The organism is Neisseria animaloris (assembly GCF_900637855.1).
In the GTDB taxonomy this organism is placed as follows: Bacteria; Pseudomonadota; Gammaproteobacteria; order Burkholderiales; family Neisseriaceae; genus Neisseria; species Neisseria animaloris.
This window is the reverse complement of sequence record NZ_LR134440.1, coordinates 918,284-934,070: the sequence shown is the minus strand read 5'-3', so window position 1 is coordinate 934,070 and position 15,787 is coordinate 918,284. Positions and strand designations below refer to the sequence as shown.

Annotated in this window: 17 protein-coding genes; 13 read left to right on the top strand and 4 right to left on the bottom strand. The window is 48.3% G+C overall.

Annotated features, from left to right (window positions below):
- Nucleotides 1-274 precede the first annotated feature (274 nt).
- From EL216_RS04400 to EL216_RS04390, 3 genes are all read left to right on the top strand, one after another.
- Complete coding sequence (locus EL216_RS04400) at nt 275-973, top strand: excalibur calcium-binding domain-containing protein (RefSeq protein ID WP_085389413.1); 699 nt, start codon at nt 275-277, stop codon at nt 971-973.
- Nucleotides 974-1,190: 217 nt separating this feature from the next.
- Nucleotides 1,191-2,906 (top strand): arginine--tRNA ligase, encoded by a 1,716-nt coding sequence (argS, locus tag EL216_RS04395; protein ID WP_085389589.1) that lies wholly within the window; start codon nt 1,191-1,193, stop codon nt 2,904-2,906.
- A 330-nt stretch (nt 2,907-3,236) separates the two neighbouring features.
- Nucleotides 3,237-3,629 (top strand): hypothetical protein, encoded by a 393-nt coding sequence (locus tag EL216_RS04390; RefSeq protein WP_085389414.1) that lies wholly within the window; start codon nt 3,237-3,239, stop codon nt 3,627-3,629.
- Between the two features lie 151 nt (nt 3,630-3,780).
- Here the strand turns inward: EL216_RS04390 and bamC are convergent, their stop codons facing one another.
- Nucleotides 3,781-4,902: an outer membrane protein assembly factor BamC gene (bamC, locus tag EL216_RS04385; RefSeq protein WP_085389415.1), complete on the bottom strand. Its 1,122-nt coding sequence runs from the start codon at nt 4,900-4,902 to the stop codon at nt 3,781-3,783.
- Between the two features lie 16 nt (nt 4,903-4,918).
- On the bottom strand, nt 4,919-5,794 hold the full coding sequence (gene dapA / locus EL216_RS04380) for a 4-hydroxy-tetrahydrodipicolinate synthase (RefSeq protein WP_085389416.1): 876 nt from the start codon (nt 5,792-5,794) through the stop codon (nt 4,919-4,921).
- A gap of 309 nt (nt 5,795-6,103) precedes the next feature.
- On the opposite strand from dapA, the gene EL216_RS04375 reads away from it, so the two are divergent.
- Nucleotides 6,104-7,495, top strand: coding sequence for a nucleobase:cation symporter-2 family protein (locus EL216_RS04375; protein ID WP_085389417.1), 1,392 nt, complete (start codon nt 6,104-6,106; stop codon nt 7,493-7,495).
- Between the two features lie 78 nt (nt 7,496-7,573).
- On the opposite strand, the gene EL216_RS04370 is transcribed toward EL216_RS04375, so the two are convergent.
- Both EL216_RS04370 and EL216_RS04365 read right to left on the bottom strand, forming a co-directional pair.
- Complete coding sequence (locus EL216_RS04370; RefSeq protein ID WP_085389418.1) at nt 7,574-7,843, bottom strand: PepSY domain-containing protein; 270 nt, start codon at nt 7,841-7,843, stop codon at nt 7,574-7,576.
- A 120-nt stretch (nt 7,844-7,963) separates the two neighbouring features.
- Nucleotides 7,964-8,248 carry a PepSY domain-containing protein gene (locus EL216_RS04365; protein ID WP_107878739.1) on the bottom strand — a complete coding sequence of 95 codons (285 nt, stop codon included), beginning with the start codon at nt 8,246-8,248 and terminating at the stop codon, nt 7,964-7,966.
- A gap of 258 nt (nt 8,249-8,506) precedes the next feature.
- On the opposite strand from EL216_RS04365, the gene greB reads away from it, so the two are divergent.
- The 9 genes from greB to EL216_RS04320 all read left to right on the top strand — a co-directional run bounded on the left by greB (nt 8,507) and on the right by EL216_RS04320 (nt 15,760).
- Nucleotides 8,507-9,013, top strand: a complete 507-nt coding sequence (gene greB, locus EL216_RS04360) for a transcription elongation factor GreB (protein WP_085389420.1) — start codon at nt 8,507-8,509, stop codon at nt 9,011-9,013.
- A gap of 70 nt (nt 9,014-9,083) precedes the next feature.
- A complete protein-coding gene (locus EL216_RS04355; protein ID WP_085389421.1) occupies nt 9,084-9,596 on the top strand; it encodes a chorismate--pyruvate lyase family protein in 513 nt (170 codons plus the stop codon).
- 111 nt (nt 9,597-9,707) lie between these two features.
- Nucleotides 9,708-10,622 carry a 4-hydroxybenzoate octaprenyltransferase gene (gene ubiA, locus EL216_RS04350; RefSeq protein WP_085389422.1) on the top strand — a complete coding sequence of 305 codons (915 nt, stop codon included), beginning with the start codon at nt 9,708-9,710 and terminating at the stop codon, nt 10,620-10,622.
- A 206-nt stretch (nt 10,623-10,828) separates the two neighbouring features.
- A complete protein-coding gene (gene ptsN, locus EL216_RS04345) occupies nt 10,829-11,278 on the top strand; it encodes a PTS IIA-like nitrogen regulatory protein PtsN (protein WP_085389423.1) in 450 nt (149 codons plus the stop codon).
- 6 nt (nt 11,279-11,284) lie between these two features.
- Entirely contained in the window at nt 11,285-12,247 is a 963-nt protein-coding gene (hprK, locus tag EL216_RS04340) for an HPr(Ser) kinase/phosphatase (protein WP_085389424.1), read from the top strand.
- Nucleotides 12,228-13,082 (top strand): RNase adapter RapZ, encoded by an 855-nt coding sequence (gene rapZ / locus EL216_RS04335; RefSeq protein ID WP_085389425.1) that lies wholly within the window; start codon nt 12,228-12,230, stop codon nt 13,080-13,082. The genes hprK and rapZ overlap by 20 nt, the downstream gene beginning before the upstream one ends.
- 240 nt (nt 13,083-13,322) lie before the next feature.
- Nucleotides 13,323-14,273 carry a ribosome biogenesis GTPase YlqF gene (ylqF, locus tag EL216_RS04330; protein WP_085389426.1) on the top strand — a complete coding sequence of 317 codons (951 nt, stop codon included), beginning with the start codon at nt 13,323-13,325 and terminating at the stop codon, nt 14,271-14,273.
- A gap of 83 nt (nt 14,274-14,356) precedes the next feature.
- Nucleotides 14,357-15,415: an RHS repeat domain-containing protein gene (locus EL216_RS11405; RefSeq protein ID WP_085389427.1), complete on the top strand. Its 1,059-nt coding sequence runs from the start codon at nt 14,357-14,359 to the stop codon at nt 15,413-15,415.
- A 15-nt stretch (nt 15,416-15,430) separates the two neighbouring features.
- Nucleotides 15,431-15,760 carry a hypothetical protein gene (locus EL216_RS04320; protein WP_126300838.1) on the top strand — a complete coding sequence of 110 codons (330 nt, stop codon included), beginning with the start codon at nt 15,431-15,433 and terminating at the stop codon, nt 15,758-15,760.
- Nucleotides 15,761-15,787: the final 27 nt, after the last annotated feature.

Below are 15,787 nucleotides of genomic sequence, written 5' to 3'. Positions count from 1 at the left end.
CGTTGCTTCCGTAAGTCGGCAGGCGGTGGTAAAAAACATACGAGTACAAGCTCGCCGACAGTAATAATTTTCAGCACGGACATGTTAGTTTTTGTTATAATTTTTAAAATATATACTAATATTTTCAAAAGCTTTGTCAAGATTTGTCGGGGAAAAATACAGGTGGCATGCAGAGAGGGTGAAAGGCAGAAGAAAATTTAGAGATGCCTTTGCCGCCGATTTCTTTTAAAATAGTATTTGCATATTTTCATAAACAAGCAATAAAAGGGAAGACATGCGTTATCACGGAACCATTGTCAGCTGGGACAACGAGCTTGGGTTCGGATTTGTTAGGGAAGGGCAGTCTACGGCTGAAATATTTGCCCATATCGGCGAATTTGTTATCGACAACCCGCCACCGCGCGAGGGCGAAACCGTATCGTTTGAAATTGTCTGCAACAGTCGCGGCACAGAAGAAGCAAAACATATCGAATACACCAACCGCAGCAAGGCTCCTGAGCCGGAGCAATTCGATTTCACTGATGAAGCACCGAAAAAAATTTCCCGCTGGGTCGGTTTGATGCTTGCTGCCATTATCGGTATTCCTGCTTTGAGCGCAGCGGTTTACTATGGTATGGACTATTGGCAAACCCATCGTGCGGCTTATAGAAGCAACGAAATCGTGGTAGACCGGGTTGCTGCAGAAATGATGGCCGAACGAGAGGCATGGAAAAAGGCGGTTAATGCTTCGGCAGGGCGGAATGCAGCGAAGTCGGAGTTGTCGGATGATGCATCTGATGCTCAGGCGGAGCAGCATGCTGTCAAGTTAAAGTTGTTGGGAAATGTACGGGAAAATTTTAAATGCGACGGTAGACAATATTGTTCGCAAATGCGTTCCTTTGAAGAAGCCCAATTCTTCTTGAAAAATTGCCCGAATGTGAAGATGGACAGCGACAGAGACGGTATCCCCTGCGAAGACCATTTTCAACATTAATTAAGGTATCAATTCACAATTGTTTTTATCTATAAAACTTAAAAAGGCCGTCTGAAAACATTTCAGACGGCCTTTTTCTCTTAAACCGGCCGATAAATGAGGTGTTTTTAACGCTGATTTCTTTTAGAATACGGCTATTCAGCAAAACCGCTGCTTTATGACGGTTGCCGTTTTCAGACGGCGTTTTATTTTAATGAGCAAACAGAGAATATCCGAAATGAATCTATATCAAACCATTGCTACGGAAGCCGAAAAAGCCTTTGCTGCCGCAGGTATTGCCGATGCGCCTGTGGTTTTACAGGCTGCCAAAAATGCCGATTTCGGCGATTTTCAGATTAACGGTGTAATGGGCGCGGCGAAAAAAGCCAAACAAAACCCGCGCGAGTTGGCGCAAAAAGTAGCCGATGCGTTGGCAGGCAACAGGATTATCGAAACTGCCGAGGTGGCCGGCCCCGGTTTCATCAATTTGCGTTTGCGCTCCGACTTCCTTGCCGAACATGTTCAAGCTGCATTAAACGACAAACGTTTGGGTGTGGCCGAAGCCGAGCGGCAAATCGTGGTGGTGGATTATTCATCGCCCAATCTGGCTAAAGAAATGCATGTAGGTCATTTGCGTTCCAGCATTATCGGCGACAGCATCGCCCGTGTTTTACGTTATCTCGGCCATGAGGTTATCGCCCAAAACCATGTGGGCGACTGGGGTACGCAGTTCGGTATGTTGGTGGCTTATTTGGTTGAGCGGCAAACTGATAACGCCGCCTTTGAACTGGCCGATTTGGAAAAATTTTACCGCGAAGCCAAAGTGCGGTTTGATGAAGACGAAGCCTTTGCCGATACTGCCCGCGATTATGTTGTGAAGCTGCAAAGCGGTGATAAGGCAGTATTGGCTTTATGGCAGCAGTTTGTCGATATCTCCCTCAGCCATGCGCAAAATGTTTACGACAAGCTGAGTTTGAAACTCCGTCCCGAAGATGTAGCCGGCGAATCGATGTATAACGATGATTTGCAAAACGTGTCCGACGAGTTGGTAGAACAGGGTATCGCTGTCGACGATGACGGCACGCGGGTGGTGTTTTTGGACGAGTTTAAAAACCAAGACGACGAACCGGCAGCCTTTATTATCCAGAAAAAAGGCGGCGGATTTTTATATTCGACCACCGATTTGGCCTGTATCCGTTACCGTGTGAACCGTTTGGATGCCGACCGCGTACTGTATGTGGTTGATGCGCGCCAAAGCCTGCACTTCCAACAACTTTTCGCTGTTGCCCGCAAAGCCGGCTGGCTGCCTGAAAATGTTGTTGCCGAGCATATTGCTTTCGGTACCATGATGGGTAAAGACGGCAAACCGTTCAAAACCCGTAGCGGCGACACGGTAAAACTAGTGGAGTTGCTTGATGAAGCGGTGGAGCGTGCAACGGCATTGGTGCAAAGCAAAAACCCTGATTTGGATGCGGACGAAGCGGCTAAAATCGGCAGAAGCGTCGGTATTGGCGCGGTGAAATACGCCGATTTGAGTAAAAACCGCACCAGCGATTATGTGTTTGATTGGGAGTCGATGCTTTCATTTGAAGGCAATACCGCTCCTTATCTGCAATATGCCTACACCCGCGTACAAAGCGTGTTAAAAAAAGCAGGCGAATGGGATGCCGCCGCACCGCTGGTGTTGACGGAGCCGTTGGAAAAACAGCTTGCCGTAGAATTGTTGAAGTTTGAAGACGTGTTGCAAAACGTGGCCGATACTTCTTATCCGCATTATTTGGCGGCTTATCTGTATCAAGTATCAGCCTTGTTCAGCCGTTTCTACGAAGCCTGCCCGATTCTGAAGGCAGAAGGTACGGCTCGCAATACCCGTCTGCAACTGGCCAAGTTGGCCGGTGGCACTTTGAAGCAGGGTTTGGATTTGCTGGGTATCGAAACGCTGGAAATGATGTAATAGATAAACTGTATATCAGAGGCCGTCTGAAAAATTCAGACGGCCTCTGTGTTGAGGTCAGGTAACGGTGAGATAGCAGGATAAATATTTAAGGTTTCGCTTGGCATTGAATAAGATTCGGCTAAATGGAACAGTACGGAAATATGAAATCTTTGCAAGATTTTCATGCTGTGCATTTTTTACTTTTATTATTGATGTGTGAATATTGAGGCCGTTTGAAAACACTTTTCAGACGGCCTCAATATTTATGCTTGCAATATTAGACCGATTCCTCATATAGGTTTAAAATTAAATTGTCGGAATGCTTTAATTTTAATAAGGAGTATTGCCATGAATGCTTTTCACAAGGCTCTAACCTTGTCTGCCGTTTTTTTACTGGCGTCGTGTGCGGTAACACCCGAACAGCGTGCCGCACGTGAAGCGGCCCAGAAAAAATACGAGCAGGAGTTACAGGTTGCATTGGCAGCACAATGCGATAAGGAAACGGCTTCTTTGATGGAGCAGCAATTCAATCCGCCGGTGAAACAGAGTGAAAAAGAACGGAAAGAGTTCCGCCTGCGTTATGTCGATAAAGTGGCCGATCCAATGTTTCAGGCTTGCTATAAATTGGCTTGGCAAAACTATATTTCCCAGCAGCGGTTGCAGCGGATATATGATTATTACGATGATTGGGATAGCTTTTACTTCCCATACCGCAGGCCGTTTTGCCGTTATTGTTGGTAACGGAGGCAAGCCTCTTTTCAGACGGCCTCAAGCATTAGCCGGAGTTTATTTACAGAGCATGCAGCCGTATTTTGAAGAGGATCTGTAAAACGTTTTCATTCCGCAAAAAAACAGCCTTAGATTCTTTATCTAAGGCTGTTTTTTGTTGCAGTTAGCGTAATTCAGTATGCAGGCGGCTCAGCCATGTGGATGCGTCTTTGCCTTGGTATGTACTACCGTCTTTGTTCAGCAAACGCAGGCGGGTGCCGTCGGCGGTAGGTTCAACATAAACGATCAGTTCGGGTGCGGCCGCGGCAGGTGTTTGGTTTTTACCTTTGCCGAAAATACGCTTGAGGAGGCCCGGTTTCTTAGTTGAGATAGCCTCTCCTTCTTGAGGAGCCGGTTGTACCAAGAAAGCATGACGTTGGGTGTTTTGACCGATTACGGTAAGGCCGATACGGTCAAGTGCCAGCGCGGTACGCCGCCAGTTGCGGTCGTAATCGCCACGCAACACAACGCTGTTGCCTTCCAATTTGGCCAAATCGCTACCGCTACGGGCGGCAACGCTTTTACCCAAGGCGTTTTCGGCTTGTTTGGCATCTACGCCCAAATATTGCATGAAGCGTGCCAAGAAAGCGGCTTCCAGATTGGGGTCGTTCGGGCGCGGTTGCCATAGAGTGGTATCTTTGTTTTTATCGCCGTACACTTCTTTCATGCCTTTATGAGCGAAGAATACGTCGGTTGTGCCGCTTCTGCTTTGTTCGATGCGGATGATGAATTTATCGCGCTCGCTGGTAGAGTAAACACCGCCGAGACCGACTTTTTCAAACAGGCGGCGCAAGCTGTCTTGAGGAATTTTGGCACGGTTTTCCGCCCATTCGGTTTCCATCTGGCCGATGGCGGGTTCTTCGGATTTGATATCAAAGCCGTTCTCTTGCCAGAATACTTTCAAAAGCGGCCAGATTTCGGCAGGCTCTTTTCCTTCGACCACCAGCCAACGTTGGCTGCCGTCGCGTTCCAAGCGTACACCTTTCACGCTTTTCAATACGGCTTGATTGGCAAGCTGCTGCACCGTTCTGTTGCGGTTCAGATCGCTGGCGCGTACGGCACCACCGCCTGCGGGAATCTGATAACGGTTGCCTTGATCGGGGTTTGTCAGATCAGGCGGTACTTCAAGGTTGACTACTTTACGGTTTTGGGTTTGGTAGTCCAACCGGGGTTGTTCTTTGTTGCCGGAGCAAGCGGCAAGGCCGATCAGGGTAACGGCTAATACTACCGGTTTCATACGGTTCATATAGTGATTCCTGTGGTTAAATCAGTTTGGCATTTTTCAATGCATTGCGTACTTTGGCTTGGCCGTCTGAAGAAAGTTCAATAATCGGCAGCCTTGCGTGGGCATTACATTTGCCTAATTCGGAAGCGGCCCATTTGGGTGCGGCAGGGCTGGGCTCGCAGAACATAACGTCGTAAATGGGCACGAGCCGCTTGTTGAGGTCCCGTGCGGCCTCGATATCGCCAGCCAATGATGCATGGCACATGTCGGCGAATTCTTTGGGTGCAACGTTGGCTGCTACGCTGATCACGCCGTGGCCGCCGCAAAGCATGAAAGGCATGGAAGTGGGGTCATCACCGGAATAAACGGCAAAGCCTTCGGGAGCTTGGTTGATGAGCGCAATTTCGCGGGCAATGTCGCCGCTGGCTTCTTTAACACCAACGATGTTGGGAATTTCCGCCAGACGCAAAATGGTTTCATTGCTCATGTTGACTACGGTGCGGCCGGGTACGTTGTAGAGAATCATGGGAATATTCGCGGCTTCGGCAATGGCTTTGAAGTGTCGGTAAATACCTTCTTGGGAGGGCTTGTTGTAGTAGGGAACGACAGACAAAGTGTAGTCCGCACCCAAACGTTCGGCAGCTTTGGAAAGCTCGATGGCTTCTATGGTGTTGTTGGCACCTGTGCCGGCGATTACGGGAATGCGTTTGTTGGCATGTTTGACTATGGCTTCGATAACGGCCAGATGTTCTTGTACGAGAAGAGTAGCGCTTTCGCCTGTGGTGCCGACTGCGACGATTGCATCGGTACCACTGTCGATATGCCAGTCGATAAGGGTTCTGAGGTGGTCAAAATTTACGCTGCCGTCTTGATTCATGGGTGTAATCAGAGCGACGATGCTGCCTTTTAACATGGTAAAACCTTTATTTCTCGAAGTATTGGAAAAATTGCTGTGATTTTAGCTTAATTTTGCGGATTGTGTGCGATATTGCCGCCGGACGGCCTGCAAAGGTTTGCAAAGGTAAAAGGCCGTCTGAAAACCCTTTTAAACTCTTCCGGCAAATGCCGTATTTTTATCTGTTATATTATAAAGACATAAATTTAAAGGGGCTTTGGCTTGATCAGGCCGTCTGAAAATTGAAGCATCGGAGTAAATTGTTTACAATTCCGCTCTTACATTTTTTAGCTTTTTGTTACATCTGTAAGGAAGGATTTAATCGTTATGGCTGCTCCGATTCATAAAACGGCAGATAAACCCGATTTGGTTTACCGTTTGGAAGACAAACCGCCGTTTGCCAATGCGCTGCTGAGTGCCGTTACCCACCTGCTGGCGATTTTCGTGCCGATGATTACGCCGGCGCTGATTGTGGGCGGTGCGCTCAAATTGCCGTCTGAAATGACGGCTTATTTGGTGTCGATGGCGATGGTGGCTTCGGGCATCGGTACCTATTTGCAGGTCAACCGTTTCGGGCCGGTAGGTTCCGGACTGTTGTCGATTCAGTCGGTTAACTTTTCGTTTGTCGGCGTGATGATTTCGCTTGGTTTGGGCATGCAAGAGCAAGGGTTGGACGAGCACGCGATGGTTTCGGCGTTATTGGGCGTGGCATTTGTCGGCGCGTTTTTGGTGGCCGGTTCCGCTTGGCTGCTGCCTTATCTGAAAAAAGTGATTACGCCTACCGTGAGCGGCGTGGTGGTGATGATGATCGGCTTGAGCTTGATCAGTGTGGCGATTACCGAATTCGGCGGCGGTTTTGCAGCTTTGGGTAACGGTACGTTCGGTTCGTGGCAAAACATTGTTTTGGCAGCGTTTGTGTTGGCAGTGGTGTTGTTTTTCAATGCCTTGAAAAATCCGCTGCTGCGTATGAGCGGTATCGCGGTGGGCATGATTGCGGGCTATATCGTGGCTTTGTTTTTGGGCATGGTGGATTTTTCGGTGCTGGAAGATTTGCCGGTAATCACCGTGCCGGTGCCGTTCAAATACGGTTTTGATTTCCAGTGGGTGTCGTTTCTGGTGGCCGGCTTGGTGTATTTGCTGAGTATTTTTGAAGCGGTGGGCGATTTGACCGCTACGGCGATGGTGTCCGGCGAGCCTTATGAAGGCGACGAATTCCAACAGCGTTTGCGCGGCGGGGTGTTGGCCGATGGTTTGGTGTCGGTGATTGCCACTGCGCTCGGTTCGCTGCCGTTGACGACGTTTGCGCAAAACAACGGTGTGATTCAAATGACCGGCGTGGCTTCGCGCCATGTGGGTAAATATATCGCCGCGATTTTGGTGCTGCTCGGTTTGTTCCCGATTGTCGGACGTGCCTTTACCACCATTCCCAGCCCGGTAATCGGCGGCGCGATGGTATTGATGTTCGGCCTGATTGCGATTGCGGGCGTGCGCATCATTATGACTAACGGTATCAACCGACGCGAAGCCGTGATTGCGGCCACTTCTATCGGCTTGGGTTTGGGAGTGAGTTTCAAGCCGGAAGTGTTTGCTTTGCTACCGGTTAAAGAGTTGTTTCAAAACCCGATCTGTATGGGTGGCGTGGCGGCGTTGGTGATGAATCTGGTAATGCCGCGCGATACCGGTGCGAAAGTGTATTTGAGCGACGAGTTGGAGAGCTAACCGTTCGTTGTTTGATTTGGAGTGTAAACAGGCCGTCTGAAACTTTCAGACGGCCTGTTGCGTATGGCGGCATTTGGGTTAATCATCGTGGTCGATGCGTTTGGAGTAAACTTTTCCGGTTCTTGCATCTACTTTCAATTCATATTTTCTGCCTTTGGATACGATGTCCACATCGTAATGCGGGCGGCGTGAGTCGAGCTCGGAATCAATGTCGACCACCCGACCTTTCACTTTAGTTTTGGCAGCGGCAACTGCTTGTTGGGACGATATATATTGGGCTGCAAAAACCGGTGCTGCGATTGCAAGCACTAGGGCGGCAGCAGGTATGGCCATCAATGGTTTTTTCATAGCGATTTCCTTTTGGTGGGAGCAAGGCCTGTTATTTTAATGATGGAAAATTAGTGCCGAATTAGGGGTGTTTTTAAAGTATTGCGTTGGAAATTTTGCAGTTATAGGGCTTGCAACAGATTATTCTGGTTCGTAATCCGGAATCACGGAAAGCACTCTGCCGTGCTGTGCGTCTACCAGCACTTCGTAGCTGCGTTTGTTACTGGCGATATTGATTTCATAGTAGCTGCGGCCGTATGAGCGGGTTAGGTTGATGTCGGTAATATGCCCTTTCACCACGTTTTTGGCGGCTGCCACCGCTTGTCGGGGCGTATTCGATTTGGCAGAAGGCGCGGCATCCGCCGTAACAAGCAGCGCGGCGGCAGTAAGGGTAACGGTGGAAAAAATCTTTTGCGGCAGATGCATACAGTCCTCGTTCATGGGGATATAGGCGGGGCATGTTTTGAAGCGGTATTTATCGATTTATAAATAAGGCACAATCAGGCCGTCTGAAAGCAGCACCGGAGAAGAAGCGTTTTCCTTTTGTTTATTATCGGTTTAGGGTTTAACTATACCAGTTATGCGGAGCCACTGCATTCGTCTTGAAGGGATTAATTTCAGACGGCCTCTTGAGGAATGCAGTAAAATACCCGCTTTGAAGTTTTCAGACGGCCTTATTGAGATATGAGTACCGATGCACCGCAATCTCCCCCGATAAACTACATCACCCCCGCAGGCTGGCAGGCTTTGAAAGACGAGCTGTACAGCCTTGTCAACAAAGAGCGCCCGGAAATCGTGCAGATTGTTAACTGGGCGGCAAGTAACGGCGACCGCAGCGAAAACGGCGACTATCTTTACGGTAAACGCCGTATGCGTGAAATTGACCGCCGCATCCGTTTTTTAACCAAGCGTTTGGAAGCCGCGCAAGTGGTTGACCCTGAGCAGCGCGAAGCAACCGATCAGGTTTTTTTCGGCGCGACGGTTGAGTTGTTACGCGGCGACGGTAGCGAGCAGACGGTTAGAATCGTGGGTGTCGACGAGATTGATACCGCCCGAAACAAAATTTCATGGATTTCACCGCTGGCCCGCTGCCTGATTAAAGCGCACGAGGGAGACGAAGTTGTGTTGCACGGGCCGGAAGGTAAAGAAGTGATTGAAATTTTGTCGGTGGAATATGTGAAGATCGACTAAGGATATGATGTTCCGAAGTTGTATCAGGCCGTCTGAAACCGACCGTAAAAAATAATGACAACAAATCGATATGAGTAATACCTTGATATGGCAGGATAAACTGCCGGAACACAATTTGCCGGCCGGTGCAGACGGCATTATGCAGGCGCAATCGCTTACCGTGGCTTTACGCAGTTTGGGGCATGCTTTCTCCGTGTGCTTGTTGCATTTGGGCAGCAGCGGTTTTGACGACTTGTTTTCAGACGGCCTCGATAAAAACGAAGCATCAGAATGGTTTGCCCGCGACGTATTGCTATGTTTGGACGATACGCCGGTGGTGTGGGCGCGCAGTTTGTGTGCGGCATCAGCTTCCGAATGGCGCAATCTGCTTGACTGTGGCACCCGCCCGCTGGGTGAGCGCTTGTTTGACGGTTCGCTGCCTTTAATCCGTTCACCGTTTGAATATGCCTTCTTAAAAGATGCCTGTGTTTTAAGCGGATTTGACGGCGAGGCGGTGCTGGCGCGCCGTTCTCTGTTTGATTGGCACGGTAAAAAACTGGGCTTGGCAGAGTGTTTTCTTCCCAACTTGAAAAATTTTGTTTAACGGTGTGATTGTTTTAATTGATTGGATTATAATTCGCACAGTTTTGAAGCCGTTTGGGAACAGACGGCTTTTTTGTTGCAATTAATCTAATAAATATAGTTAATATTACGCATGAATGTTAGACGTTTACTCTTGAAATTTTTGCCGCGTTACGTGGTAGGCAGGCTGGTGATTTACAGCAAGCTGATGCGCGTGGAAAAACCCATCGGCACGTTGCTGCTGCTGTGGCCTACGCTGTGGGCTTTATGGATTGCTTCGGAAGGCGTGCCTGATTTTGTGGTGCTGCTGGCTTTTGCCGTCGGTACGTTTTTGATGCGCAGTGCAGGCTGTGTGGTGAACGACTTTGCTGACCGCGGCTTCGACGGCGCAGTAGAACGCACCAAAGCCCGGCCCTTTGCTCGGGGTTTGGTTTCTCCTGAAGAAGCCATATTGCTGGCCTTGATTCTCTGCTTGTTGGCGGCATTGTGTCTGCTGCCGCTCAACCGCCTTACTTGGCTGATGAGTTTGCCGGCGTTGTTTTTGGCGGTAACTTATCCGTTTACCAAGCGTTTTTTCCCGTTGCCGCAGTTTTATCTGGGGTTGGCTTTCTCGTTCGGCATTCCGATGGCGTTTGCCGCCGTTACCGAAACCGTGCCGCCGCTGGCATGGCTGCTGTTTACTGCCAATGTGCTGTGGACGCTGGCCTATGACACCATTTATGCGATGGCCGATAAGGAAGACGATTTAAAAATCGGTATCCGCACCTCAGCCATTACTTTCGGCGACAATGATATTTCCGCCGTGATGCTGTGCCATTTCTGGTTCACCATGCTGATGGTGATACTGGGTTTCCAAATCGGCGCAACATGGCCTTATTGGATGGCGTTGCCGCTGACGGTTTATTGGCAGTATGAGCAATATAAGGAAATCCAAAGCCGCGACCGTTGGGCATGCTTCCGCACTTTTCTTGAAAACAACCGCATCGGCATGGCGTGGTTTTTAGGTATTACCTGGCATTATATATGGGTGGCAATACAGGCCGTCTGAAAACAAACGGCATAAAATAGATAGGCTGTCCGAAATGTATTTTTCAGACGGCCTTTATGTTTTCTTTGACATAAATTATTGAAGTTAAAGGGGATAAATAAAAAATTGCCAGAAATGCCAAGTGTAAAGCAACCCTGAAAAATTTGAGCTTTGATAGAACAGTAGGTACAATCACAGCCTGTTTTGCCTAGTGTGAAGAGAATTATATGAGCCTGATCAGCGAAATCTTGCCTTTATCCCATATTGTGCTGGATTTGGAAGTCAGCAGTAAAAAACGGGTTTTCGAGCAGGCAGGCCTGCTGCTGGAAAACGAAGCGGAACTGGCACGCGCCGATGTTTTTGATTGTCTGTTTGCCCGTGAAAAGCTCGGTACCACCGGTTTGGGGCAAGGGGTGGCGATTCCGCACGGCCGCCATGCTTCAGTGAAAAAAGCGGTGGGAGCATTTATCCGCACTAAAGAACCGGTAGCTTTTGATGCGCCCGACGGTAAACCCGTTTCCTTGATTTTTGTGCTGCTTGTGCCTGAAAATGCCACCGGAGAGCATTTGGAAGTGTTGTCGAAATTGGCCGGCAGATTCTCCCAAAAATCAGTACGTGAAGCTTTAATGGCTGCTGCTACGCCCGAAGAAGTGCAGAGTTTGTTAAACGCAGAGTAATCGACTATGCCGAGCATTTCCGTTCGCCGTCTGTACCAAGACAACCAACATAAGCTGCAGCTGGCGTGGGCGGCAGGTACGGCAGGAGCCGATAACCGTATCGGGGTTGAGGCCGACAAGCCCGTTTTGGCGCTGGTCGGCCATTTGAATTTTATCCACCCCAATCAGGTGCAGGTATTGGGTGTGGCGGAAGTCGAATATCTGACCCGCTTGGAAGCAGAAGAAACGGCTGTCAGTTTCAGCCAGCTTTTCGATTTTTCAATGGCATTGGTTATTGTTGCCAATAGCTTGTCTGTGCCGCCTATATTGCGAGACTACTGTCATACCAATAATGTGCCGCTGTTGACATCGAAGCTGGAAAGCCCGTATTTGATGGACGTTTTGCGGATTTATCTGCAACGTACATTGGCTGTTTCCACTGTTAAGTATGGCGTATTTCTGGATGTGTTTGAAATCGGCGTATTGATTACCGGCCAGTCGGGTTTGGGTAAAAGCGAGTTGGCTTTAGAGCTGATTTCGCGCGGCCACAGCTTAATTGCCGACGATGCGGTTGAATTGTACCGTACCGGTCCGGAAACCTTGGATGGTCGTTGTCCGCCCATGCTGAAAGATTTTCTCGAGGTTCGTGGTTTGGGTGTGCTCAATATCCGCCATATTTTCGGTGAAACCTCTATCCGTCCTAAAAAAATTCTCCAGCTTATTATCAATTTGGTTGCTGCTGACGATGATTATATGAAGCAGCTCGACCGTTTGAGTATACGCACTGAAACCGAATCCATTTTAAATGTAAACATCCGTTCCGTTACCTTACCGGTGGCAGTAGGGCGGAACTTAGCCGTATTGGTGGAGGCGGCGGTGCGTAATTATATTTTGCAGTTGAGAGGTAAAGACAGTACGAGGGAATTTCTCGAACGCCACCAAAACATTTTGAAAGAAAACGAATCCGATCATGAAAATAGTGCTGATTAGCGGTCTTTCCGGTTCGGGAAAATCGGTTGCTCTCAAATTATTGGAAGATTTAGGCTATTACTGTGTCGACAACTTGCCGATGAAATTATTGCCCGGCCTGATCCAGTATCATCTCGATAATAGTGAAGTAACCCAACTTGGCATCAGCGTCGATATCCGTTCGCGTATCGATATCAATGAGGCGGGTGAGCAAATACAATATCTGCGTGAACAAGGTTATGATATAGAAGTGTTGTTTTTAGAAGCGGATGAAGCTGTGCTGATACGCCGCTTTTCCGAAACGCGCCGCAGCCACCCGTTGTCCGGTCAAACCATGACATTGCTTGAGAGTTTGCAAAAAGAGCGGGCATGGCTTTCGCCGCTACGTGAGTTGGCTTATTGTATCGACACTTCTAAAATGAATGCCCAGCAGCTTCGTTATACCGTGCAGCAATGGCTGAAGCATGAGCGCAAAGGCCTATTGGTAATTTTAGAATCGTTTGGCTTTAAATACGGCGTGCCGACCAATGTTGATTTTCTGTTTGACATGAGGAGCCTGCCTAACCCTTACTACGATACCGAGCTACGTCCGTTTAACGGAATGGATAAGCCGATTCAGGACTATTTGGCCGACCAACCCGCTGTGCAGGAAATGATTAACGACATCAGTAGTTTTATGAACCGCTGGCTGCCGCAGATGCAGGTAGAAAGCCGCAGCTACGTTACCATCGGCATCGGCTGTACGGGAGGGCAGCACCGCTCCGTATATGTTGTGGAGCAGTTGGCCGAGCGGTTGAAAGGCCATTACGAATTACTGGTTCGCCACCGTCAGCTATCCGTATTGGCAGAGCGTTAAATATCTTTTCAGACGGCCTCTTGCTATCAGAGGCCGTCTGAAAAGCCTAAAACAAAACAATATGCTATAATTGCCGCATCAAATTCAGGCAGCCTGTTGTCGGGCTGCCTGATTACGTTATTCCGGCGCAGGAAACCTTTTGTCTCAACACACTCTCGCAAAAGCCGTGTGAACAGCAGTTTCACTGCTTAACACTTTATCGAAGTTTCCGCTCCCCTTACCCATCAAGAGAACAGACACATGGCAATCCAATGGTTTCCCGGCCACATGAACAAGGCGAAAAAAGCCATCGCCGAGCGCATCAAAAGCATTGATATGGTGATCGAAATGCTCGATGCCCGCCTGCCTGCCTCCAGCGAAAACCCCCTGCTGGCACAGCTTTCCGAAGGCAAGCCCAAGCTCAAAATCCTCAATAAACAAGACCTTGCCGACCCCGAACGAACCGCCGTTTGGCTCAATTACTACAACAGCCGGCCAGACACCCAAGCCATCGCCCTCGACTCTTCCGAGCAAGGCGCAACCGCCAAAATCACCCGCGCCTGCCGCAACATGATGCCTAACCGTGGCGGCATCGACAAACCCCTGCGCGTACTCATCTGCGGCATCCCTAACGTCGGCAAATCCACCCTGATAAACGGCATGATCGGCAAAAAATCCGCCAAAACCGGCAACGAACCCGGCATCACCAAAGCCGAACAACGCCTGTTTCTCGCCGACGACTTCTGGCTCTACGACACCCCCGGCATGCTGTGGCCGAAAATCATCGTAGAAGAAAGCGGCTACAACCTCGCCGCCAGCGGAGCCGTAGGCCGCAACGCACTCGACGAAGAAGAAGTCGCCCTCGAACTGCTCGACTACCTGCGCCGCCACTACCTGCCCCTGTTGCAGGCACGTTACCAAGCCGACAAAGACCCCAGCAGCCACTGGAACGACACCGACTGGCTCGAATGGATCGCCAAAAAACGCGGAGCCGTATTAAGCGGCGGACGCATTAACTACCAAAAAGCCGCCGAAAACATCCTTACCGATTTCCGCGACGGCCACATCGGCAGAATCACACTCGAAACGCCGAACCAATGGGAAAGCTGGCTGAAAACTGCCCGTCAGAAAGAAGCCGAGCTTAAAGCCGCAAGGGAAGCCAGAAAGGCAGAGAGAAAAGGGCAGCACCCGAAAAGCGGAGAAAATGGCTGAATACCTTTCAGGCGGCCTGTTGCCAAAGGCCGTCTGAAAACCCAAGTTGCAATATCTAAAATTTTTAACCGGAAAGGTTTTTGATGATGGAACAAATAAGAAATAATCCGGCACCCCAAAAAATCATGGATAACCGTGTAACCCACTACAACGGTATCAGTTATTACTATAACGAATTGGGCAATATCGTATGTCGTGAAGCCCAAGGTATTATACAAAATCTGTATTATGATTTATTCGACCAGCTTATCAGAATAGAAACCTTTACCAAGTTTGAAAATAACACATGGGAAAAAGACGTATGGGCATATGAATATGATGCCCTGCGCCGCCGCACAAAAAAAGCCAAAATTCTTGACGACGGTACACAAACCAACATTACCGAATTTCTTTGGGACGGCTCGCGCCTGTTTCAAGAGATTTACGCCAACGGGCGTTACACCTATACCTATGCCGACCAAAACAGCTACGAACCTTTAGCCCAAGTTCACAATTGGACAAATGCAGAAGGCGAAACCAATGAAACCATCTTCTATTTTCATTGTGATCAAGCAAGCTCTCCTCGCGAGATGACGGATAAAGATGGTAATTTAGTGTGGTATGGTAAATACCGCGCATGGGGGCAGTTAACTTTTGCAGAATCCCTTGTTCCAAATGTTCATCAGCCTTTCAGACTGCAAGGGCAATATTACGACCCCGAATCAGGCCTGCATTACAATTTTCATCGTTATTACGATCCTAATTTCGGCAGGTTTATGACCCAAGACCCGATAGGCTTGGCAGGCGGAAGCAATGCTTATTTTGCTTTTCCGAATGCGCAAACTTGGGCTGATCCATTAGGATTAATTAGAATTTTACCAGGTAAAAAAGGAACTTCCGTTCATGCAAATCCTGGGCCAAATGCTACTCCTCCGGGTTCTAGGGCTGAGCATGATCCTCCTCATGTACATCTTGGAAGCAATGATGGGCCTCGTATGAGTACAGAAACTTTTGAACCATTTACTGATGCAGATAATAGAAAAATGTCAAAAGAGCAAAAAGATTTTTGTAAAGGATTAAGAAAAGAAAAAGATTCTCAAAGAAGAGAGACTATTCAAAAGCGTCAGCAACAAGTATTTGATACAGGTACATTTGATGAATAGTTTTGGAGCAAGAAAATGAATAAAAAAATGATTATGAGTAAATTTAAAAGAAAAGAAAATCTTATTAAATACAAAAGATTATTTCTAAGTCGCATTAGGGCCAATGTCAGTTGGATAAGCTTGGGTATGTATCCTGATGAATTATTTGTTATGCAAGTTATAAGTCATAAAAGGAAGCATGAGGAAAGCCCTGAGCATAATAGAAACGGTATGTTTCATTGGTGGCTTGGTAAAAAAAACATGAATAAAAAGGAAATGGAAAATTTAAAACAACTTGCACTCGTTGACGAGGATATTTTTTTAAAAAATGAAATATTAAAGAAGATTCAAGAGTATAAATCCTAAAAATGTTACTTAGTATTATTTATTCTG

Bases quoted from the DNA above. Each gene is read 5' to 3' on its own strand.
- EL216_RS04400 (WP_085389413.1), top strand. From the start codon at position 275: ATGCGTTATCACGGAACCATTGTCAGCTGGGACAACGAGCTTGGGTTC.
- EL216_RS04370 (WP_085389418.1), bottom strand. From the start codon at position 7,843: ATGAAAAAACCATTGATGGCCATACCTGCTGCCGCCCTAGTGCTTGCA.
- ubiA (WP_085389422.1), top strand. From the start codon at position 9,708: ATGAATGTTAGACGTTTACTCTTGAAATTTTTGCCGCGTTACGTGGTA.
- ylqF (WP_085389426.1), top strand. From the start codon at position 13,323: ATGGCAATCCAATGGTTTCCCGGCCACATGAACAAGGCGAAAAAAGCC.
- EL216_RS04390 (WP_085389414.1), top strand. From the start codon at position 3,237: ATGAATGCTTTTCACAAGGCTCTAACCTTGTCTGCCGTTTTTTTACTG.
- EL216_RS04355 (WP_085389421.1), top strand. From the start codon at position 9,084: ATGAGTAATACCTTGATATGGCAGGATAAACTGCCGGAACACAATTTG.
- bamC (WP_085389415.1), bottom strand. From the start codon at position 4,902: ATGAACCGTATGAAACCGGTAGTATTAGCCGTTACCCTGATCGGCCTT.
- hprK (WP_085389424.1), top strand. From the start codon at position 11,285: ATGCCGAGCATTTCCGTTCGCCGTCTGTACCAAGACAACCAACATAAG.
- rapZ (WP_085389425.1), top strand. From the start codon at position 12,228: ATGAAAATAGTGCTGATTAGCGGTCTTTCCGGTTCGGGAAAATCGGTT.
- argS (WP_085389589.1), top strand. From the start codon at position 1,191: ATGAATCTATATCAAACCATTGCTACGGAAGCCGAAAAAGCCTTTGCT.
- EL216_RS04320 (WP_126300838.1), top strand. From the start codon at position 15,431: ATGAATAAAAAAATGATTATGAGTAAATTTAAAAGAAAAGAAAATCTT.
- ptsN (WP_085389423.1), top strand. From the start codon at position 10,829: ATGAGCCTGATCAGCGAAATCTTGCCTTTATCCCATATTGTGCTGGAT.
- dapA (WP_085389416.1), bottom strand. From the start codon at position 5,794: ATGTTAAAAGGCAGCATCGTCGCTCTGATTACACCCATGAATCAAGAC.
- EL216_RS04375 (WP_085389417.1), top strand. From the start codon at position 6,104: ATGGCTGCTCCGATTCATAAAACGGCAGATAAACCCGATTTGGTTTAC.
- EL216_RS11405 (WP_085389427.1), top strand. From the start codon at position 14,357: ATGATGGAACAAATAAGAAATAATCCGGCACCCCAAAAAATCATGGAT.
- EL216_RS04365 (WP_107878739.1), bottom strand. From the start codon at position 8,248: ATGCATCTGCCGCAAAAGATTTTTTCCACCGTTACCCTTACTGCCGCC.
- greB (WP_085389420.1), top strand. From the start codon at position 8,507: ATGAGTACCGATGCACCGCAATCTCCCCCGATAAACTACATCACCCCC.